The sequence below is a fragment of the Phycicoccus duodecadis genome, from assembly GCF_002846495.1.
GTDB lineage: Bacteria > Actinomycetota > Actinomycetes > Actinomycetales > Dermatophilaceae > Phycicoccus > Phycicoccus duodecadis.
The window spans coordinates 2,447,569-2,466,823 of sequence record NZ_PJNE01000001.1; the positions used below are offsets into that span (position 1 = coordinate 2,447,569).

The 19,255-nt window shown below is 73.8% G+C and carries 16 protein-coding genes and 1 tRNA gene; 3 read left to right on the forward strand and 14 right to left on the reverse strand.

The window, feature by feature from the left end:
- Positions 1-11: 11 nt before the first annotated feature.
- The 5 genes from mfd to ATL31_RS11450 all read right to left on the reverse strand — a co-directional run bounded on the left by mfd (position 12) and on the right by ATL31_RS11450 (position 7,930).
- Entirely contained in the window at positions 12-3,599 is a 3,588-nt protein-coding gene (mfd, locus tag ATL31_RS11430) for a transcription-repair coupling factor (protein WP_101395876.1), read from the reverse strand.
- 64 nt (positions 3,600-3,663) lie between these two features.
- A complete protein-coding gene (locus tag ATL31_RS11435) occupies positions 3,664-5,265 on the reverse strand; it encodes a tyrosine-protein kinase domain-containing protein (protein ID WP_101395877.1) in 1,602 nt (533 codons plus the stop codon).
- 113 nt (positions 5,266-5,378) lie between these two features.
- The gene (pth, locus tag ATL31_RS11440; RefSeq protein ID WP_101395878.1) at positions 5,379-5,984 is read right to left on the reverse strand and encodes an aminoacyl-tRNA hydrolase; all 606 of its coding nucleotides are present in this window, start codon (positions 5,982-5,984) and stop codon (positions 5,379-5,381) included.
- 91 nt (positions 5,985-6,075) lie between these two features.
- Positions 6,076-6,750 carry a 50S ribosomal protein L25/general stress protein Ctc gene (locus ATL31_RS11445; RefSeq protein WP_101395879.1) on the reverse strand — a complete coding sequence of 225 codons (675 nt, stop codon included), beginning with the start codon at positions 6,748-6,750 and terminating at the stop codon, positions 6,076-6,078.
- A 205-nt stretch (positions 6,751-6,955) separates the two neighbouring features.
- On the reverse strand, positions 6,956-7,930 hold the full coding sequence (locus tag ATL31_RS11450; RefSeq protein WP_101395880.1) for an EamA family transporter: 975 nt from the start codon (positions 7,928-7,930) through the stop codon (positions 6,956-6,958).
- Between the two features lie 78 nt (positions 7,931-8,008).
- Here ATL31_RS11450 and ATL31_RS11455 point away from each other — a divergent pair, with 78 nt between their 5' ends.
- Positions 8,009-8,563, forward strand: coding sequence for a CGNR zinc finger domain-containing protein (locus tag ATL31_RS11455; protein WP_101395881.1), 555 nt, complete (start codon positions 8,009-8,011; stop codon positions 8,561-8,563).
- 22 nt (positions 8,564-8,585) lie between these two features.
- On the opposite strand, the gene ATL31_RS11460 is transcribed toward ATL31_RS11455, so the two are convergent.
- The 5 genes from ATL31_RS11460 to ATL31_RS11480 all read right to left on the reverse strand — a co-directional run bounded on the left by ATL31_RS11460 (position 8,586) and on the right by ATL31_RS11480 (position 13,743).
- The gene (locus tag ATL31_RS11460; protein ID WP_170062480.1) at positions 8,586-9,587 is read right to left on the reverse strand and encodes a ribose-phosphate diphosphokinase; all 1,002 of its coding nucleotides are present in this window, start codon (positions 9,585-9,587) and stop codon (positions 8,586-8,588) included.
- Complete coding sequence (glmU, locus tag ATL31_RS11465; RefSeq protein WP_101395883.1) at positions 9,584-11,074, reverse strand: bifunctional UDP-N-acetylglucosamine diphosphorylase/glucosamine-1-phosphate N-acetyltransferase GlmU; 1,491 nt, start codon at positions 11,072-11,074, stop codon at positions 9,584-9,586. Before glmU ends, ATL31_RS11460 begins: the two co-directional genes overlap by 4 nt.
- 126 nt (positions 11,075-11,200) lie before the next feature.
- Positions 11,201-11,749, reverse strand: coding sequence for a universal stress protein (locus ATL31_RS11470; RefSeq protein ID WP_158239845.1), 549 nt, complete (start codon positions 11,747-11,749; stop codon positions 11,201-11,203).
- Between the two features lie 13 nt (positions 11,750-11,762).
- Complete coding sequence (locus ATL31_RS11475) at positions 11,763-13,238, reverse strand: MFS transporter (RefSeq protein ID WP_101395885.1); 1,476 nt, start codon at positions 13,236-13,238, stop codon at positions 11,763-11,765.
- 426 nt (positions 13,239-13,664) lie between these two features.
- Positions 13,665-13,743: transfer RNA gene (locus ATL31_RS11480), tRNA-Gln, on the reverse strand.
- A 230-nt stretch (positions 13,744-13,973) separates the two neighbouring features.
- On the opposite strand from ATL31_RS11480, the gene ATL31_RS11485 reads away from it, so the two are divergent.
- Positions 13,974-14,585 carry a TetR/AcrR family transcriptional regulator gene (locus tag ATL31_RS11485; protein ID WP_101397553.1) on the forward strand — a complete coding sequence of 204 codons (612 nt, stop codon included), beginning with the start codon at positions 13,974-13,976 and terminating at the stop codon, positions 14,583-14,585.
- An 11-nt stretch (positions 14,586-14,596) separates the two neighbouring features.
- Here the strand turns inward: ATL31_RS11485 and ATL31_RS11490 are convergent, their stop codons facing one another.
- Both ATL31_RS11490 and ATL31_RS11495 read right to left on the reverse strand, forming a co-directional pair.
- Positions 14,597-14,956, reverse strand: coding sequence for a VOC family protein (locus ATL31_RS11490; RefSeq protein WP_101395886.1), 360 nt, complete (start codon positions 14,954-14,956; stop codon positions 14,597-14,599).
- On the reverse strand, positions 14,956-15,780 hold the full coding sequence (locus ATL31_RS11495; protein ID WP_101395887.1) for a methyltransferase domain-containing protein: 825 nt from the start codon (positions 15,778-15,780) through the stop codon (positions 14,956-14,958). The genes ATL31_RS11490 and ATL31_RS11495 overlap by 1 nt, the downstream gene beginning before the upstream one ends.
- An 85-nt stretch (positions 15,781-15,865) precedes the next feature.
- Between ATL31_RS11495 and ATL31_RS11500 the strand changes: the two genes are divergently transcribed.
- The gene (locus tag ATL31_RS11500) at positions 15,866-16,366 is read left to right on the forward strand and encodes a MarR family winged helix-turn-helix transcriptional regulator (protein WP_101395888.1); all 501 of its coding nucleotides are present in this window, start codon (positions 15,866-15,868) and stop codon (positions 16,364-16,366) included.
- Positions 16,367-16,447: 81 nt separating this feature from the next.
- On the opposite strand, the gene ATL31_RS11505 is transcribed toward ATL31_RS11500, so the two are convergent.
- Both ATL31_RS11505 and ATL31_RS11510 read right to left on the reverse strand, forming a co-directional pair.
- Positions 16,448-18,286, reverse strand: a complete 1,839-nt coding sequence (locus ATL31_RS11505) for an ABC-F family ATP-binding cassette domain-containing protein (RefSeq protein WP_101395889.1) — start codon at positions 18,284-18,286, stop codon at positions 16,448-16,450.
- Positions 18,286-19,215, reverse strand: coding sequence for a 4-(cytidine 5'-diphospho)-2-C-methyl-D-erythritol kinase (locus tag ATL31_RS11510; RefSeq protein ID WP_101395890.1), 930 nt, complete (start codon positions 19,213-19,215; stop codon positions 18,286-18,288). Before ATL31_RS11510 ends, ATL31_RS11505 begins: the two co-directional genes overlap by 1 nt.
- Positions 19,216-19,255: the final 40 nt, after the last annotated feature.

The window sequence follows — 19,255 nt, forward strand, 5'->3', positions numbered from 1 at the left end:
GAGCGGTCCTTTCAGGGTCGGGTCGCCCCGGCCGGGGCGGTGGCCGCACGGGCGGCCTCCCCCACATTGTCCATGACGACGGAACGCACCACGGTGGCGGCCCAGTCGAGGATGTCACGGTCGCGCAGCGGGCGGCCACCCACGCGGGCCGTCTTGGGTGCCGGCACCAGCATCGCGCCGGTGGCCGGCTTGATGATGGAGCCGGGGTAGACGCGGTGCAGCCGCAGCTGCTGGCTCTCGCGCAGCTCGACCGGCCCGAAACGCACCGTCTGCCCCTGCACCGAGATGTCGGCGATGCCCGCGGCGCGCGCCACCGTGCGCAGCCTCGCGACCTCGAGGAGGTTGCGCACCGGCTCGGGCACCGCGCCGTAGCGGTCGACCAGCTCGCCCTCGATGTCGGCCAGCTGCTGCTCGTCGGCGACGGCCGCCAGCTTCTTGTACATCTCGAGGCGCAGCCGCTCGTGCGGCACGTAGTCGTGCGGCAGGTGCGCGTCGACCGGCAACTCGATCTTGATCTCGGCCGGCGCGTCGTCGCTCTCGCCGCGGAAGGAGGCCACCGCCTCCCCCACGAGCCGCACGTAGAGGTCGAACCCGACCCCCGCGATGTGCCCCGACTGCTCGCCGCCCAGCAGGTTGCCGGCGCCGCGGATCTCGAGGTCCTTCATCGCGACCTGCATGCCCGACCCGAGGTCGGTGTTGCTCGCGATGGTCTGGAGCCGGTCGAGCGCGGTCTCGGTGAGCGGGTTCTCGGGCGGGTACAGGAAGTACGAGTAGGCGCGCTCGCGCCCGCGCCCGACCCGCCCGCGCAGCTGGTGCAGCTGGCTGAGCCCGAGGCGGTCGGCGCGCTCGACGATGAGGGTGTTGGCGTTGCTGATGTCGAGGCCGGTCTCGACGATGGTGGTGCACACCAGCACGTCGAAGCGCTTCTCCCAGAAGTCGAGCACGACCTGCTCGAGCTTGTGCTCGCCCATCTTGCCGTGGGCGGTGGCCACCCGCGCCTCGGGCACCAGCTCGCGCACCCGGGCGGCGGCCTTCTCGATGGTCGACACCTTGTTGTGCACCAGGAAGACCTGGCCCTCGCGCAGCAGCTCGCGGCGGATGGCGGCCGTCACGGTCTTCTCGTCGTAGGCGCCGACGTAGGTCAGGACCGGGTGGCGCTCCTCGGGCGGGGTGGCCAGGGTCGACATCTCGCGGATGCCGGTGACCGCCATCTCGAGGGTGCGGGGGATGGGCGTGGCCGACATCGCGAGGACGTCGACCGAGGTGCGGAAGGCCTTGAGCTGCTCCTTGTGCTCGACGCCGAAGCGCTGCTCCTCGTCGATGACGACCAGCCCGAGGTCCTTGAAGGTGATCTCCTTCGAGAGCAGGCGGTGGGTGCCGATGACGAGGTCGACCGAGCCGTCGGCCAGCCCGGCCAGGGTGGCCTTGGCCTCGGCGTCGGTCTGGAAGCGCGACAGCGAGCGGACCACGACCGGGAAGCCGGCGTACCGCTCGGCGAAGGTGTTCTGGTGCTGCTGGACCAGCAGGGTGGTGGGGCAGAGCACCGCCACCTGCTTTCCCTCCTGGATGGCCTTGAAGGCGGCCCGCACCGCGATCTCGGTCTTGCCGTAGCCGACGTCGCCGCAGACCAGGCGGTCCATCGGGACCTCGCGCTGCATGTCGGCCTTGACCTCGTCGATGGTGACCAGCTGGTCGGGGGTCTCGACGTGGGCGAAGGCGTCCTCGAGCTCGCGCTGCCACGGCGTGTCGGGCCCGAAGGCGTGGCCCCGGGTCGCCATCCGCGCCGAGTAGAGGCGGATGAGCTCGGCGGCGATCTGCTTGACGTACCGGCGCGCGCGGCCCTTGGTCTGCTGCCAGTCGGAGCCGCCCATCTTGTTGAGGCTGGGCGCCTCGCCGCCGGTGTAGCGGGTGACCTGGTCGAGCTGGTCGGTGGGCACGTAGAGGCGGTCACCGGGCTGGCCCCGCTTGGACGGGGCGTACTCGAGCAGCAGGTACTCGCGGGTGGCGCCCTGCACGGTGCGCTGCATCATCTCGACGAAGCGGCCGACGCCGTGCTGCTCGTGCACCACGAAGTCGCCGGGGTGGAGCTGGAGGGGGTCGACCTGGTTGCGGCGCTTGGACGGCATCCGCCGCATGTCCTTCGTGGAGGTCCCGGACCCGCCCGCCGCGCCGGTGAGGTCGGCCTCGGTGATGACGGCCAGGCGCTCGGCCGGCACCAGGAAGCCCGCGCCCGTACCGCCGGTGGTGACGGTGACCAGGCCCGGCTCGGGCTCGGCCTCGTCGGTGGCCAGCCGGGTGGGGACCTCGTGCTCGCCGAGCATCTCGACGACCCGCTTGGCCAGGCCCGGGCCCTCGGTGGCGACCAGCACCGACCAGTCGTCGGCGACGAGTCGGCGCACCTCGGCGACGGCGTCCTCGGTGCTGCCGCGGAAGGTGGGCGAGACGGTCAGGCCGAGGTCGATGGTGTCGTCGTCGTCGCCCGCGAACGGGGTGAGGTCGAGCCAGCGCTGGCCGAGCGCCCGGGCCTGCTCGCGCAGCTCGGCGATGGTGTGGAAGGAGGCGGTGCCGAGCACCGACTCGAGGTCGACGGGCACGGCGTTGCCGCTGGCGGCGTTGGCCCAGCCGGCCTGGAGGAACTCCTCGCTGGTCGAGACCAGGTCGTGGGCCCGGGTGCGCACCCGCTCGGGGTCGCACGCGACCACCACGGTGTCGGCCGGCAGCACCTCGAGGACGGTCTCCATGCCGTCGACCAGGGCGGGGGCCAGCGACTCCATCCCCTCGACCGCGATGCCGAGCGAGAGCTTCTCGAGGATGTCGGCCACGCCCGGGAGCTGGTCGGCCAGGGCGGCCGCGCGCTCGCGCACCGCCGGCGTGAGCAGCAGCTCGCGGCACGGGGGTGCCCAGAGGCCGTGCTCGGCGACCTCCAGCGAGCGCTGGTCGGCGACCTTGAACCAGCGGATCTCCTCGACCGTGTCGCCCCAGAACTCCACCCGCAGCGGGTGCTCCTCGGTGGGCGGGAAGACGTCGAGGATGCCGCCACGCACCGCGAACTCGCCGCGCCGCTCGACGAGGTCGACCCGCGCGTAGGCCGCGGCGGCGAGGTCCTCGACGACCCGCTCGAGCGGCACGTCGTCACCGGCCGCGAGGGCCACCGGGCGCAGGTCGCCCAGGCCCTTGGAGATGGGCTGCAGCACGGCCCGGACGGGGGCGACCACCACGGCGAGCGAGCCGTGCGCGCCGTCGCCGACCTCGGGATGCGCGAGCCGGCGCAGCACCGACAGCCGCTGGCCCACGGTGTCGCTGCGTGGGCTCAGCCGCTCGTGCGGCAGCGTCTCCCAGGACGGGAAGAGGGCGACCGCGTCGGGCCCGAGGCTGGCGGCGAGGGCACCGTGGAGGTCCTCGGCCTCGCGGCCCGTGGCGGTGACGGCCAGCACCGGCGCGCCGGAGGGCCGGGGTGCGACGGCGGCGACGACGACGTGGCGGGCGCCGGGAGGGGCGGTCGCCTCGACCTCGGCCGAGGGCACGGCCAAGGCCTCGGCGAGACGGGTGGGGCCGGGGAGCGCGGCCACGCGGGCACGGAGCGGGGAGAGCGAGGGCATGTCGGGCTCAAGCGTAGTCGCCGGGGCCGACAGCCCCGACCGCTGTCGAGCCTCGGGTGGCGCGTCAGCGGACGGCCGGGTCGCTCCCGGTCAGCCACGCGGGCGCGAGGTCGGGCTCGCCGGGCGTCGCGTCCGGCGCGGGGTCGGCGGCCGAGGGCGCGGCCCCGGCCCGCGCCGGACCGTCGCCTGACGCAGAGCCCCCGGCGCGTTCGGGGCGCGACCCCGCGGGTCGCGGGTCGGACGTGCCGTCGGGGTCGGTGCCGCGCGCCCGGCTCAGCACCCGGCGCAGCATCCCGGCGCGCGAGGTGGTGCCCTGCTCGTACCCGTAGCTCTCGTAGCCGTAGACCCCGGCCGAGCGCCCCTGGGGGATGCCGTTCACGACGACGCCGAGCACCTTGGCGTGCACGCCCTCGGCGAGCTCGAGGGTGCGCTTCAGCTGCTCCTTGCGGCTGCGCCCCATCAGCGAGACGACGAGCACGCCGTCGGCGCGCTGGGCCAGGACGAGGGCGTCGGTCACGGGGAGCGTCGGCGGTGCGTCGACGATGACCAGGTGGTCCTGGCCGAGATGGTCGAGCAGCTGGCGCATCCGCTCGGAGCCCACCACCTCGCTCGGGTTGTGCGGGATGCGGCCGGCCGGCAGCACCGTGAGGCCCGGGGTGTCGGTGGCGACCAGCGCCTCGCGCAACGGCACCGCGCCCGACAGGACCTGGGTGAGGCCGAGGCCGCTGCGCACGTCGAACAGCGTGGCCACCATCGGGCGGCGCAGGTCGCCGTCGACCAGGACGACGCGCTCGCCCCGCAGGGCCAGGCTGCGGGCCAGCAGGGCCGAGATGGTGGACTTGCCCTCGCCCGGCTGCGGACTGGTGACGATGACGGTGCGAGGCGCGTGGTCGGGGTCGGCGTACACCAGGTTGGTGCGCAGGTGGCGCAGCGCCTCGCCGACCGGCCCCGACAGCAGGCTCTCGGAGTGGAGCCGCTGCTTCAGGTCCCGCGAGCGGGGGATGGTGCCGATGACCCCGTGCGACGTGAGCCCGGTGACGTCGTCGACCCGGCGGATGCGGGTGTCGAGCCGCAGCCGCGCCATCACGACGAGGTAGGCGAGCACGAGCCCGCCGGCCAGGCCCAGGGCGAGCAGCTTCTCGACGTCGGGCGAGACCGGCGCGGTGGGCACGGCGGCGGTGGTGACAGGGATGAGGCGCACGGTGCGGGCGGCGCTGCCGGGGCGCCCGCCCTCGACGATGGAAGCGACCTCGGCGGTGGCGCCGACGACGGCGTCCGCGATGTTCTTGGCCTCCTGCGGCGACCCGGAGGTGACGAACACCTGGATGCGCGGGCTCTCGGGCTCGGTGGCGTAGGAGATGGCGGCGGCCACCTGGGCCGGCGTGGTCTTCAGCCCCAGCGAGGCGATGACCCGGTCGGCGACCATCCCGCTGCGGGTGAGGGGCGCGTAGGCGGCGGCCTTGGCACTCGCGACGTTGTTGCCCACCGACACCTCGGAGACCGACCCGGTGCCCCCGCCGATCTGCACGTACGCCTCGGAGCTCGCGCTGTACAGCCGGGGCTGGGTGGCGGCGTAGGCGCCGGCCACCGCGAGAGCGGCGGCGACGCAGATGGCGATTGTGCTCCAGAACCGGCGCGCGATGCGTACGGCCTCCAACAGGGTCATGCCCGGCCTCTCGTCGTGTGACCTCACGGTAGACCGGCCCGGCCCGGCCGCGGGGAGTTGAGGGCCGGTGTCGTCCGTTCGGTCAGCCTCACCAGCCCCGCCGGTCACCGGGCTCAGCGGGGCGCGTGCACCCGCTGCTGGGCGTCGAGCAGACCCACCGTGACGAGCTGCTCGACGGCGTCGGCGGCGTCGTCGAGCAGGAACGGCAGGAGGTCCTTGCGCTCGCTGGGCGAGAAGTCCTTCAGCACGAAGTCGGCGGGGTCCATCCGGCCGGGCGGGCGGCCGATGCCGACCCGGACCCGGTGGTAGTCCTTGGTGCCGAGCGAGGAGCTGATGGAGCGCAGCCCGTTGTGACCGCCCTCTCCCCCACCGCGTTTCAGCCGTACCGCACCGGCGTCGATGTCGAGCTCGTCGTGCACGACCACCAGCCGCTCGACCGGCACCGAGAAGAACGAGAGCAGCGCCTTGACCGGGCCGCCGGACTCGTTCATGTAGGACGAGGGGACGGCCACCACGGCGGCCGGCCCGGGGACCCCGCCCGGGCCGGTCCCGACCCGCAGCTGCGCCGCGACGGCCCGGGCCTTGTGCGTGCGCAGGCTCACCCCGCCGCGCCGGGCGAGCTCGTCGACGACCATGGCGCCGACGTTGTGCCGGTTGCCGGCGTACCCCGGCCCGGGGTTGCCGAGACCGACGACGAGCCAGGGGGCGGTGTCACTCACGGCGCCGATTCTGCCATCCGCGGCGGTGCGCTCGACGACGGCGACGGGGCCCGGTCCACAGTGGACCGGGCCCCGTCGGGAGCGGTGGGGCTCAGGACTCGTCGGAGTCCTTGGCCTCGGCGTCGCCCTCGGCGGACTCGCCCGCGGCGGCGTCCTCGTCGGACTCCTCGCGCTCGATGCCGGCCTCGGCCTCGGCCTCCTCGAGGTCGGCCTCCAGCTCCTCGGCCGTGACCTGCTGGGTGACGTTGACGACGAGCGCCTCGGGGTCGGTGACCAGCGTGGCGCCGGTGGGCAGCTGGAGGTCGGACGCGAGGACCTGGGTGCCGACCGGGGCGCCCTCGATCGAGTGCGTGACGTTCTCGGGGATGTGGGTGGCCTCGACCTCGAGCTCGACGGTGCCCATGACGGTCGTGACGACGGTCTCGGGGGCGGCGTCGCCCTCGAGGTGGACGGGCACCTCGACGGTGACCTTCTCGCCCTTGCGGACGACGACGAGGTCGACGTGCTCGATGACCGGCTTGATCGGGTCGCGCTGCACGTCCTTGGCCAGGGCGAGGTGCTCCTTGCCGTCGATGACGAGGGTGAGGAGCGCGTTGGTCTGCTTGAGCGCGAGCATCGTCTCGTGGCCCGGCAGCGCGATGTGCACCGGCGCCGTGCCGTGGCCGTACATGACGGCGGGGATCTTGGCGTCGCGGCGGATCTTGCGGGCCGCGCCCTTGCCGAACTGGGTGCGCTGCTCGGCGACGAGCTTGGTGACGTCGGACATCGGGATGACTCCTGGGGTGGGTCTGGGAAGGACGGTCGTCGGTCCTCGACGCGGGACGTGGCACCGAACCGGCGCGCGAACGGCCCGCGGACCCGGAGGTCTGCGCGCCGCCAGCGTCGATCACGGAGGTGTCGTGGAGTGGGGTCCACACTCACCGGACCACTGCGTCCGGTGCGACGTCCCTCGCCGAGGCAACCCCCCGAGTCTAGGCGACGGGTGAGGGAACGTCGAAATCGACCGGCGACCCCGTCGCTGACCTGCGCGCATCGGCCCGCTCCCCCAGCCGGACGGTGACGATCCCGGCCAGGATGACCAGACCGCCGACGAGCTGGAGCGGCCCGGGCAGCTCCCCCAGCACGAGCCACGCCACGAGCACGGCGAACATCACCTCGGTGAGGCCGACGAACGACGCCAGGGTCGAGCCCAGGTGGCGCGCCCCGAGCACCCCGAGGACGTAGGCGACCGCCGCGGCCACGACGACGAGCTCGACCAGGGCCACCCAGGCCGGGACCCGGCCGCTGCCCACCGCCACCTGCGAGCCTCCGACGTGCATGGGGATGACCCCGGTGGCCCCGAGCAGCGCGAGCACGACGCCACCGGCGGTCAGGCCCAGTGCCACGAAGGTGATGGGCGAGAGCGTGGTCTCGCGCGCGGCCAGGACGTAGTGGCCGGCGAGCCCGGTGGCGGCGACCAGCCCCCAGGCGACACCGACGAGGTCGGGCGTGGTCTGGCCGGTGATGTCGAGGACCAGCGCGAGGCCCAGGACGGCCAGCAGGATGCCGACGCCGGTGAGCCGGTGCGGCCGGCGGCGGGTGAGGGCCCACATCACCAGGACGACGAGCACGATGCCGAGGTACTCGATGAGGAGGGCCACCCCGACGGTGAGGCGCTCGACGGCCTGGAAGTACCCCAGCTGGGCGGCCGCCACGGCCAGGCATCCGTACCCGGTGGCCAGCGGCAGCTCGCGCACGAGGGCCCGCAGGGCGTGGCGCTGCGACCACAGCACCCAGGGCAGGAGCAGGGCGGCGGCGCCCGCGATGCGCAGCAGCACGACGGCCCCGGGGCTCCAGCCGGCCTCGATGAGGGCCTTGGCGAACGGCCCCGACGTGCCGAACGCCGCGCTGGAGAGCACGAGGGCCGCCACGCCGGTGCCGGCGTGCCGCCGCATCGTGTCGACCATCCCGACCTCCCGGCCCGTGTAAGGAGTCAGCTGCTATCTTGGTCCTGACACTACGGGCCACCCCTGTCAGGAGTCAAGATGCTGTTCACCGATGACACCGACCTCGTCCTGAGGCACGCCGCGGCGCTGGTCAACACCGCGCCCGGGCACGGCTCGAGCGGGGTCGAGGACCTTCGCGACCTCGAGGCCGTCCTGGCCTGGATGGCGGAGTGGGGCTGGAGCGGCGAGCGCCCGGCATCCACCCGCGAGGTGGCCCACCTGCACCGGGTGCGGGCCCGCGTCGCTGCCGTGTGGTCGGCGCCGCTGCGCGAGCAGGTCGAGGCCGTCAACCAGCTGCTCGCGCGGACCCGGGCCCTCCCCCGGCTCGTCGAGCACGACGGGCAGGGCTGGCACATCCACGCCACCGACGACGACGCGCCCTTCGCCGACCGGGTGGCCGTCGAGTTCGCGATGGCGATGGTCGACGTCATCCGGGGCGGCGAGCGCGAGCGGCTCGCCGTGTGCTCGGCCGACGACTGCGACGACGTCTACGTCGACCTCTCGCGCAACCGCTCACGCAAGTTCTGCGACGGCACCTGCGGCACCCGGGCCAACGTCGCGGCCTACCGGGCCCGCAAGGCCGCGCAGGCCTGAGCCCCCCGGCCTGCGTCGCCGGTCAGGCGCGGCCGCCGAAGAGGCTCGTGACCGAGCCGTCCTCGAAGACCTCCTTGACCGCGGCGCTGATCAGCGGCGCGATCGACAGCACGGTCAGCCCGTCGAACTCCTTCGACGGCGCGATCGGCAGGGTGTTGGTGACGATGACCTCGCGGGCGGCGCACGCCATGAGCCGCTCGCGCGCGGGCTCGGACAGGATGGCGTGGGTGGCGGCGATGACGACGTCCTTGGCCCCGTCGGCCATCAGGGCATCGGCGGCCTTCGTGATGGTGCCGCCGGTGTCGATCATGTCGTCGACGAGGACGCAGACGCGGCCGGTGACGGCACCCACGACGCGGTTGGCCACCGACTCGTTGGGCCGGTTGATGTCGCGGGTCTTGTGGATGAAGGCCAGCGGTGCCCCGCCGAGGCGCTTGCTCCACTGCTCGGCCACCTTGATGCGGCCGGCGTCGGGCGAGACCACCGCGAGGTCCTGGTCGCCGTAGCGCTGCGCGACGTACTCCGAGAGCACCGGGATGGCCATCAGGTGGTCGACTGGGCCGTCGAAGAAGCCCTGGATCTGGTCGGTGTGCAGGTCGACGCAGATGAGCCGGTCGGCGCCGGCGGTCTTGAACATGTCGGCGACCAGGCGGGCGCTGATGGGCTCGCGGCCGCGGTGCTTCTTGTCCTGGCGCGCGTAGCCGTAGAACGGCATGACCACCGTGATGCGCTTGGCGCTGGCCCGCTTCAGCGCGTCCACCATGAGCAGGTGCTCCATGATGTTCTCGTTGATCGGGCTGGTGTGGCTCTGGATGACGAAGGCGTCCGACCCGCGCACCGACTCCTCGAAGCGCACGTAGATCTCGCCGTTGGCGAAGTCGTAGGCGCTGGTGGGGACGAGCTCGGTGCCCAGCTGGGCCGCGACCTCCTGGGCCAGCCCGGGGTTGGCCCGCCCCGAGAACACCATCATCTGCTTCTTGGGCCGCTTGCGGATGTTGGCCGAGGGCGGGCGGTTGCTGCTCACGGGGTGGGGTCCTCCGGGGTGGCGTCGGTGCTCGGGGTCGGCTCGGTGTCGTGCGCCGCTCGGGAGGCCAGGGCGCGCTCGGCGGCCTCGGCGGTGCGGGTGCCGGCGCGGGCGCGGGCGACCCATCCGTCGACGTTGCGCTGCTTGCCGCGGGCCACGGCGATCTGGCCGGGCTCGACGTCGCCGGTCAGGGCGCTGCCGGCGGCCACGTAGGCCCCGTCGCCGACCGTGACCGGGCTGATGACCACCGTCTGGCTGCCGACGAAGCTGTGCGCCCCCACCGTGGAGTGGTGCTTGGCGACACCGTCGTAGTTGGCGAAGATGGTGCCGGCGCCGATGTTGGCGCCCTCGCCGATCGTGACGTCACCGGCGTAGGTCAGGTGCGGCACCTTGGCGCCCTCACCGATGTCGGCGTTCTTGGTCTCGACGAAGCCGCCGATCTTGCCGTGGGCCCCGAGCCGCGTCCCCGGCCGCAGGTAGGAGTACGGGCCCACGGTGGCGCCGGCGCCGATGACGGCGAGGTTGGCCACCGCGCGGGTGACCTCGGCCCCGTCGCCCACCTCGGTGTCGGTGAGCGTGACCTCGGGGCCCACCAGGGCGCCGGAGCCGATGCTGGTGGCGCCGAGCAGCTGGGTCCCCGGCAGGACGGTGGTGTCCTGCCCGATGGAGACGTCGACGTCGATCCAGGTCGTGGCCGGGTCGACGATGGTGACGCCGGCGCGCATGTGCCGCTCGCACACGCGCTCGTTGAGGATGCGGCCGAGCTGCGCCAGCTGCACGCGGTCGTTGACCCCCTCGGTCTGCCAGGGGTCGTCGACCACGTGGGCGCTGACCGGCTTGCCGGACTCGCGAGCGACCTGGACGACGTCGGTGAGGTACTTCTCGCCCTGGGCGTTGTCGGTGCCGACCTGCGCCAGCGCCTCGCGCAGCATCCCGGCGTCGAACGCGTAGATGCCCGAGTTGATCTCGGTGATGGCCCGCTCGTCGTCGCTGGCGTCCTTCTGCTCGACGATGCGGGCGACGTGCCCGTCGGCGTCGCGCACGATGCGGCCGTAGCCGGTGGGGTCGGCGACGTGGGCGGTGACGACCGAGACGGCGCTGCCCGTGGCCACGTGCGCCTCGGTGAGCGCGACCAGCGTCTCGCCGGTGAGCAGCGGGACGTCGCCGTAGGTGACCAGCACCGTGCCGCTGAGGTCGGGCGGCAGCACGGCGAGCCCGCACTCGGTGGCGCGCCCGGTGCCCTTGACGTCGTCCTGGTCGGCGATGACGAGGCCGGCGTCGAACGCGGCGCAGAACTCGACGACGCGCTCGCGCTCGTGCCGGACGACGACCGAGACGTGCTCGGCACCGGTGTGTCGGGCGGCGCGGACGGCGTGCCCCAGGAGGGTCGTGCCGCCGATGCGGTGCAGGACCTTGGGGGTCGTGGACTTCATCCGCGTGCCCTCGCCGGCGGCGAGGACGATGACTGCGGCCGGTCGTGCGTTCACGCTCGGATGCTCCCGGGGAGGTGGCGACGGCGGACGGGCGTCACTCTACCGGGGCCCCGGCCGCCGGCCGTCCCGGAAGCCGGGCCCGTGCTGCTCAAGCGCTCAGGTGCTCAGGCCCTCAGGCGCTCAGGTGCGACGCGTGCCCAGCCCCGGGCGCCCGGCCTGCCCCGCCGCCCGCACGGCCGCCCGCCCCGCCGCGCGGGAGGCCCGGGCCAGGCCGGACTCCGGCTCGCCCGAGATCTGCGGCGGCATCACGACCACCGGGCAGCTCGCGGCGTACACGAGGCGGTGGGCGAACAGCGGGCCGTCGGCCACCGAGCGCGGCGCGTCGACGACCAGCAGGTCGGCGCCCTCGGCGGCCTCGAGCAGGGCGCGCCGGCGCCCGCCCCGGGTGAGCACGACGTCGACCCCGTGGTCGGGCCCGAGGACGGCGGCGACGTCGGCCACCAGCCGGCTGAACGCCTCCTGCTCGGTGTCGGCGTCGCGCGGCACGCGGGCCGCGGTGGTGCCCGACGGGGTGGCCTGCGGGCCGGCGACCTTCCAGGCGCGCACCGCGACCACGCGGCCGTCGTGGCGGCGGGCCTCGTCGACCGCCCAGCCCAGCGCGGTGGGTGAGCTCGAGCCGGGGCTGACCCCGACGACCACGGTCCAGGGGGACCGGCGCGTCTCGTCCATGGTGTCCATCCCCTCAGACCGGGAGCTTGACGGTCTCGTTGCCGTGCTCGTCGTAGCTGGTGAGCGGTGGCGCGATCTCCTCGAGCGACTTGTTCTCGGCGTCGACGCCCCACTTCCAGGCGACGGCGGCGCCGACGAGCATGATGGCGGTGGCGATGAGGTAGCCGTAGAACATCGGGGTGCGGTCCTTGCCGTCGCCGATGAGCCAGCCGTAGAAGACCGGGCCGATGGCGCCGAAGACCTGGGCGATGGCGAAGAAGTACGAGATGGCCTGCCCGCGGACCTCCAGGGGGAAGATCTCGGACACGGTGAGGTACCCGGCCGAGGCGCCGGCCGAGGCGAAGAAGAACGCCACGCACCAGAACGCGGTGTGCACGCCGGCCGAGATGGCGTCCTGCTGGAACAGCCAGGCCGAGATGGCGAGCACGATGCCGGCGAACGCGTAGCAGCCGGTGATCATCCGGCGGCGCCCGACGGTGTCGAAGAGCCGACCCAGAAGCAGCGGCCCGAGCAGGTTGCCGATGGCGAACGGGAAGAAGTAGAGCGCGGCCTCGGAGGCCGACTTGTCGTAGAAGTTCTGCAGCACCAGGGCGTAGGTGAAGAAGATGGCGTTGTAGAGGAAGCTCTGCGTGATCATCAGCGTCGCGCCCAGCACGGTACGGGTGGGGTACATCCGGAAGAAGACGTAGATGAGCTGCCTGGCCGTGAGGCCCTCGCGCGACTTGATCCACATCGCGTCGTCGTCGCTGTGGTCGGGGAGGGTCTTCCCGGCGTCACGGACGTCCTGCTCGAGCGCCGAGACGACCTCCTCGGCGCGCTCGGGCTGGCCGTGGGTGACCATCCAGCGGGGGCTCTCGGGGATGTGGCGGCGCAGGTAGATGATGCCGAGGCCCAGGATCGGGCCGATGAAGAAGGCGATGCGCCAGCCGACGTTCTGGTCGAAGCGCGAGGTGTCGAGCAGGATCGTCGAGGTGAAGGCGCCGATGGCCGCGCCGGCCCAGTAGGTGCCGTTGATGGCCAGGTCGACCCGGCCGCGGAAGCGCCCCGGGATGAGCTCGTCGACCGCCGAGTTGACCGCCGAGTACTCGCCCCCGATGCCCATCCCCGAGATGAACCGGAAGATGAGGAAGAGCGTCATGCTCGGGGCCAGTCCGGCGGCCGCCGCGGCGACCAGGTAGAGGGCCAGGGTGAGCGTGAAGAGCTTCTTGCGGCCGAGCTTGTCGGTCAGGCGCCCGAAGACGATGGCGCCGACGACCTGTCCGATGAGGTAGACGGTGCCCGCCAGGCCGACGTCGGCCGCGGTCATGTCCAGCGACTTCTCGAAGCCGCCCGCGGCGACGATCTGCGCCTCGAGGCCGTCGAGGATCCAGGCGGTCCCGAGCCCGAAGATGACGAGCCAGTGGAACTTCACCCACGGCATGTCGTGCATCCGGGCCGGGATGAGGCTCTTGACCGGCTTCTCCTGCGTGGTGGCTTCGGCGGTGGCCATGCCCGTCCCTTCCCAGTGGTCGGCCGCGAGGGCCGGGGTGGAGCGCCCGCGGTCGTTGAGCTCGTCGCCGTCGCCGGCTCGGAGGACGTCGGGGAGGGGCGCCCGGTGCCTGTGCGCTGGCCACCGTAGACCCGGGCCGGGGTGGGCGTGCGGTTCCGGTGCGCGCGAAGTTGCTGACGGCCAGTGATGTTCGTCAGCGGAGGCGCGGGCCCCAGGGCGGACGCGCTGACCTGCGGTTTCGAGCGGGCGCCCAGCGGGTAGGGCTCCGCACGCCGCGTCTGCCATCCGCCATCCCGGGCGCCGGCTTGCTCCGCTGCGCCAGCTCCCCGGGATGGCGCCGCGTCCCGGCGCCGGCTCCTTCGTCGCCGCCGCCGATGCCGCTCCCCGGATTCCCTCCCGGGGCGCTGGCTGGCTCCGCTGCGCCAGCTCCCCGGGATGGAATCGAACCATCGTCGCTAGTCCTGATTCAAAGTCAGGCGGGCCCTGCCAGCAGACCAACCGGGGACCGCCGCCTCACGAGGCGGCTGCGTCGAGGGTAGTGGAGCGCCGGCGCCCCCGGCGCACCCCACGAGAGGAGGTGACACGCCGAGCAGCGGGCGGCTCCGTCTGCGTGTCACCTCCTCTCGACGGTCGACCGCCGCGCGGCGCCTGCCACGCCGCATCCTCGGGAGGCGGCACAATGGCCCGGTGAGTGACGACCCGGGGGCCAAGAAGTCACGCACCTCCCGAGCCCGGATGACGGGGCGCGAACGACGCGAGCAGCTGATCGGCATCGGGCGCAAGCACTTCGCCGACAAGGGCTTCGAGGGTGCCACCGTCGAGGAGATCGCCGCCTCGGCCGGGGTCAGCAAGCCCGTCGTGTACGAGCACTTCGGCGGCAAGGAGGGCCTCTACGCCGTCGTCGTCGACCGCGAGATCGAGGCGCTGCTGGCCGGGGTCACCTCGGCCCTCGACGCGGGCACCTCCTCGCGCCAGATCGTCGAAGGGGCGGCCCTGGCCCTGCTCGCCTATGTCGAGAGCAACTCCGACGGGTTCCGGATCCTGGTGCGCGACAGCCCGGCCGGCCAGGCCACCGGCTCGTTTGCCAGCCTGATGAGCGACATCGCCAGCCAGGTCGAGCACATCCTCGCCGCCCAGTTCAAACAGCACGGGCTCGACCCCAAGGCCGCGCCGATGTACGCGCAGATGCTGGTCGGGATGATCGCGCTGGTCGGCCAGTGGTGGCTCGACAACCGCAAGTTCAAGAAGCACGAGGTGGCGGCCCACGTCGTGAACCTCGCCTGGAACGGCCTGACCGGGCTCGAGCCGAAGCCGACCCTGACCCCGGAGACGCTCGAGCAGATCTGACCCGGCGGCCGTCAGGCCTGCTGGAGCTCGATGCGGTTGCCGACGGGGTCGTCGGTGTGGAAACGGCGGACGCCGGCGATCTCCGCCGACCAGCGGACCGCCCCGCCGGCCTGCGCCACCGCGCGGGCCGCCGCGTCGACGTCGTCGACCAGGAAGCACGGGTGGGCCTTGAGCGCGGGCGCGAACCCGTCCTCCACCCCGCAGTGCAGCTGGCGGTCGCCGGCCTCGAACCAGACCCCACCGCGGACCGCGAGCGCGGCGGGCTTGGGGATCTCGGGCATGCCGAGCACCCCGCCGTACCAGCCCCGCAGGATGTCCTCCGACCCCGGTGGGCAGGCGATCTGCACGTGGTGCAGCCCGACGACGGCCATCAGGCTCCCCCGTCCGGACGCTGCGCGACCGCGAAGATCCGCCGGAACGGGAAGAGCACCCCGGCCGTGGTCCGCGGGTACGCCTCGGCCAGCGCGGCCGCGTACGGCTCGATGAAGGCGTCGCGGTCCGCCCCCTCCTGGAGCAGGTCGAGGACGGGTCGCAGCCCGGTGGCGGTCACCCAGGTCAGCACCGGGTTCTCGTCCTGCGCCTCCGGATCGAGCACGTGCAGGTAGGTCGTCTCCCAGGCGTCGACCCGGCAGCCGAGGCGCGCGAGCAGCCGCAGGTAGGTGGCCGGCTCGCCGACCGCCGGCACCTCGAGCGCGGCCGTGAGCTCGCCGGACCGGGAGTGGCCCTGCGCCGTCGCGCGCATCAGGGCGTGGCTCGGGGCGTCGAAGTTGCCCGGCACCTGCATCGCGAACCAGCCTCCGGGAGCAAGGGACCCGACCCACGGCTCGATGAGGTCGAGATGACCCGGTACCCACTGGAGCGTCGAGCTCGTGACGACGACGTCCGGCGCCGCCCCCACCGAGGCGGGGTCCCACTCCCGCAGGTCGCCCAGCACCCACTCGACCCGACCGTCGGGGTCGAGGGCGCGGGCGGCCTCCAGCATCGACTCGGACGAGTCGACCCCGACCACGCGCGCCTGCGGCCACCGCTTCGCCAGCAGCGTGGTCATCGGGCCGTGGCCGCACCCCAGGTCGACGACGAGCCGCGGCTCCCGCGCTCCCACCTGGCCGAGCAGGTCGCCGAAGGGCCGCGACCGCTCGTCGGAGAAGCGCCAGTACCCGCCCGGGTCCCAGATCGGTGTCGCGCGCACGGTCATCTCCTCGCCTCGGGTCCCCGTCACCGCCAGGCTGGGCCGCACGTATCTCGACGTCAAGAAACTTGACGCGGAGTAGCATGCGCCCATGGCCGCTGACGACGTCGACCGTATCGTCTCCGCCTGGCGGCGGGAGCGGCCCGATCTCGACGTCTCCCCCCTCGAGGTGCTCTCGCGCGTCTCCCGGCTGGCACGCCGCCTCGACCTCGCCCGCGGCCGGGCGTTCTCGGGGACGGGTCTCGAGAGCTGGGAGTTCGACGTCCTCTCGGCCCTGCGCCGCGCGGGCTCGCCCTACGAGCTCAGCCCGGGCCAGCTGGTCTCCGAGACGCTGGTGACCAGCGGCACCATGACCAACCGGGTCGACCGGCTGGCCGCGCGCGGGTTCGTCGAGCGACACCCCGACCCGGGCGACCGGCGCGGCGTCATCGTGCGGCTGACCCACGACGGGATGGTCGCGGTCGACCGCGCGCTGGCCGAGCTCGTCACCCACGAGCGCGAGCTGCTGGCGCGCCTCGACCCCGACGAGCAGCAGGCGCTCGCCGCGTTGCTGCGCCGGCTGCTGCGGCCGTTCGAGACCGGCCCGGCCTGACCGGTCCGCCACCGCGCGCCTCGCCCACGTGGCACGACCGGGCCGCCCGGCGCCGGAGGGTCGAGGGGGACCGAGCGGCGCTCAGCCGGTGATCTCGGCCGCCTCGAGCCACTCGAGCTCGAGGCCCTCGCGCTCGTCGACGACCTCGCGCAGCTCGCGGTTGAGGCCCAGGACGCGCTCGTGGTCGGTGGCCGCCTCGGCCATCGCGGCGTGGATGCGGTCCTCGCGCTGGGCCAGCCGCGCCAGCTGCTTCTCGACCCGCGCCATCACCTTGCGGGCCTCCCGCAGCTCGGCCGGCGAGGGCGCCGCGGCACCGGTCGTGGGTGCGGGCGGCGAGGCACCCGTACCCGGGGTCTCCGCCCCCGGCACGTCGCGCACGCCCTCGCCGCGGTCGACCAGGTCGCGCCGCAGCCGCAGGTACTCCTCGACCCCGCCGGGCAGCTCGCGCAGCCGCCCGTCGCCCAGCAGTGCCAGCTGCCGGTCGCACACCCGCTCCAGCAGGTAGCGGTCGTGCGACACGACGACGAGGGTGCCGGCCCATCCGTCGAGCAGGTCCTCGAGCGAGGTCAGGGTCTCGATGTCGAGGTCGTTGGTGGGCTCGTCGAGCAGCAGGACGTTCGGCTCGTCCATCAGCAGGCGGGTCAGCTGGAGCCGCCGCCGCTCGCCGCCGCTGAGGTCGCCGACGCGGGTCTGCTGGCGGGGCCCGGTGAACCCCAGCCGCTGCGCCAGCTGCGAGGCGGTGAGGTCCTTCTTGCCGAAGCGCACGACCGAGCGCACGTCCTCGACGGCCTCGATGACCCGGCGCGAGGCCCACGCGTCGAGCTCGCGCACCTCCTGGGTGAGGAACGCGACCTTCACGGTGACCCCGACGGTGCGCTTGCCCGCGGCGAGCGGCACCTGCCCGGCGAGCGCGCGCAGCAGCGTCGACTTCCCGGCTCCGTTGACCCCCACCAGCCCGACCCGTTCCCCGGGGGCGAGGCGCCAGGTGAAGCGGTCGAGCAGCACCCGGTCGCCCACGGTGAGCCGGGCGTCGACCAGGTCGACGACGTCCTTGCCGAGCCGGTTGGTGGCGAAGCGCATCAGCTCGACGTCGTCGCGCGGGGGCGGCTCGTCGGCGATCAGGGCGTTGGCGGCGTCGATGCGGAACTTGGGCTTGCTGGTGCGCGCCGGCGGCCCCCGGCGCAGCCAGGCGAGCTCCTTGCGCAGCAGGTTGCCGCGCCGCTCGGCGATGACGCCGGCCAGCCGGTCGCGCTCGGCCTTGGCCAGCACGTAGGCCGCGTAGCCCCCCTCGTACTGGTGCACCAGGCCACTGTCGACCTCCCAGGTGCGGGTGGCCACGGCGTCCAGGAACCACCGGTCGTGGGTGATGACGACCAGGCCGGTGTCGGGCCGGGCGAAGGACCCGGCGAGGTGCTGGGCCAGCCAGGCCACCCCCTCGACGTCCAGATGGTTGGTCGGCTCGTCGAGCAGCAGCAGGTCGGGGGCGGCCACCAGCAGCGCCGCCAGCGCCACCCGGCGCCGTTCGCCACCGGACAGCGGGCCGACCGTGGCGTCCATCCCTCCGACGACCGGGGCGTCCAGGCCACCGAGCAGGCCCACCAGCACATCGCGGATGCGCGGGTCGGCGGCCCACTCGTGCTCGGCCATGCCGCCGAGGACCGAGGCGTGCACGGTGGCCGTGGCCTCGAGCGAGTCGTCCTGGGTGAGGACGCCGACCCGCAGCCCGCCCGTGCGCGCGACCCGGCCGTCGTCCGGTTCGCGGGTGCCGGCCAGCACCCGGAGCAGCGTCGTCTTGCCGCCGCCGTTGCGACCGACGACGCCGATGCGGTCGCCGCCGTTGACCCCGAGGGAGACGCCGTCGAGCACCTGCGCGGTGCCGAGCGCCAGGGACGCGCGCTCGACGGAGACCAGGCTCGCCACTAGTCGGCCCGCTGGTGGATGACGTGGGCGCCGTGCACGGGGCCGGCGGCCCGGCGGACGTCGCGCACGACCCCGCTGGCGGTGAGGGCGACGGCGAGGTCGATCCCCGCCTCGTTGTTCTCGACCAGGAACGCGATGGTGGGGCCGGACCCCGAGACGACGCCCGCGAGCGCGCCGTACTCCATCCCGGCGTCGAGGGTCTCGCCGAGCTCGGGGCGCAGCGAGATCGCGGCCGGCTGGAGGTCGTTGGTGAGCTGGGGCGCGAGCTCGTGGGGGTCGCCGGTGCGCAGGGCCGCCATCAGGGCGGGGGTCGCCACCGGCTCGGGCACCACGGTGCCGGCCCGCAGGCGGTCGCACTCGGCGTAGACCTCGGGGGTCGAGAGCCCGCCCTCGGCGAGCGCGAACACCCAGTGGTAGGTGCCGCGGGCGAGCACCGGGGCCAGTCGCTCACCGCGGCCGCTCCCCATGGCCGTGCCCCCGGAGACGAGGAACGGCACGTCGCTACCGAGCTCGGCGGCGACCTCCTCCAGCTCGTCGCGGTCGAGACCGAGGTCCCACAGCTGGTCGAGGCCCACCAGGGCGGCCGCGGCGTCGGCCGAGCCCCCGGCCATCCCCCCCGCCACCGGGATGCCCTTGCGGATGCCGACGTGGGCCGGCCCACCGGCGTACCGGTCGGCGAGGAGGCGGGCCGCCCGCAGGCCCAGGTTGTCGGCGTCGGTGGGCACGCCCGCGGCCAGCGCCCCCGAGACGCTGACGCCCCACGTGTCGGCCGCGGCCACGGTGACGTCGTCGTACAGACCGACCGCCTGGTAGACGGTGGCGAGGGTGTGGAAGCCGTCGTCGCGCAGGGGCCCGACCAGGAGCTCCAGGTTGACCTTGGCCGGGACGCGCACGGTCACGGGGCCGGGCACGAGGCGGCTGGCGGTCATGTCCTCACCCTAGTCAGAGCGCCGGGCCCGCCGCCGCGCC

What these genes read in the sequence shown, in the direction of transcription:
- ATL31_RS11475 (WP_101395885.1), bottom strand. Translation starts at nt 13,238, where the DNA reads ATGGCCACCGCCGAAGCCACCACGCAGGAGAAGCCGGTCAAGAGCCTC.
- ATL31_RS11500 (WP_101395888.1), top strand. Translation starts at nt 15,866, where the DNA reads ATGGCCGCTGACGACGTCGACCGTATCGTCTCCGCCTGGCGGCGGGAG.
- ATL31_RS11450 (WP_101395880.1), bottom strand. Translation starts at nt 7,930, where the DNA reads ATGGTCGACACGATGCGGCGGCACGCCGGCACCGGCGTGGCGGCCCTC.
- ATL31_RS11510 (WP_101395890.1), bottom strand. Translation starts at nt 19,215, where the DNA reads ATGACCGCCAGCCGCCTCGTGCCCGGCCCCGTGACCGTGCGCGTCCCG.
- ATL31_RS11445 (WP_101395879.1), bottom strand. Translation starts at nt 6,750, where the DNA reads ATGTCCGACGTCACCAAGCTCGTCGCCGAGCAGCGCACCCAGTTCGGC.
- ATL31_RS11495 (WP_101395887.1), bottom strand. Translation starts at nt 15,780, where the DNA reads ATGACCGTGCGCGCGACACCGATCTGGGACCCGGGCGGGTACTGGCGC.
- ATL31_RS11470 (WP_158239845.1), bottom strand. Translation starts at nt 11,749, where the DNA reads ATGGACGAGACGCGCCGGTCCCCCTGGACCGTGGTCGTCGGGGTCAGC.
- ATL31_RS11490 (WP_101395886.1), bottom strand. Translation starts at nt 14,956, where the DNA reads ATGGCCGTCGTCGGGCTGCACCACGTGCAGATCGCCTGCCCACCGGGG.
- ATL31_RS11485 (WP_101397553.1), top strand. Translation starts at nt 13,974, where the DNA reads ATGACGGGGCGCGAACGACGCGAGCAGCTGATCGGCATCGGGCGCAAG.
- ATL31_RS11455 (WP_101395881.1), top strand. Translation starts at nt 8,009, where the DNA reads ATGCTGTTCACCGATGACACCGACCTCGTCCTGAGGCACGCCGCGGCG.
- mfd (WP_101395876.1), bottom strand. Translation starts at nt 3,599, where the DNA reads ATGCCCTCGCTCTCCCCGCTCCGTGCCCGCGTGGCCGCGCTCCCCGGC.
- ATL31_RS11435 (WP_101395877.1), bottom strand. Translation starts at nt 5,265, where the DNA reads ATGACCCTGTTGGAGGCCGTACGCATCGCGCGCCGGTTCTGGAGCACA.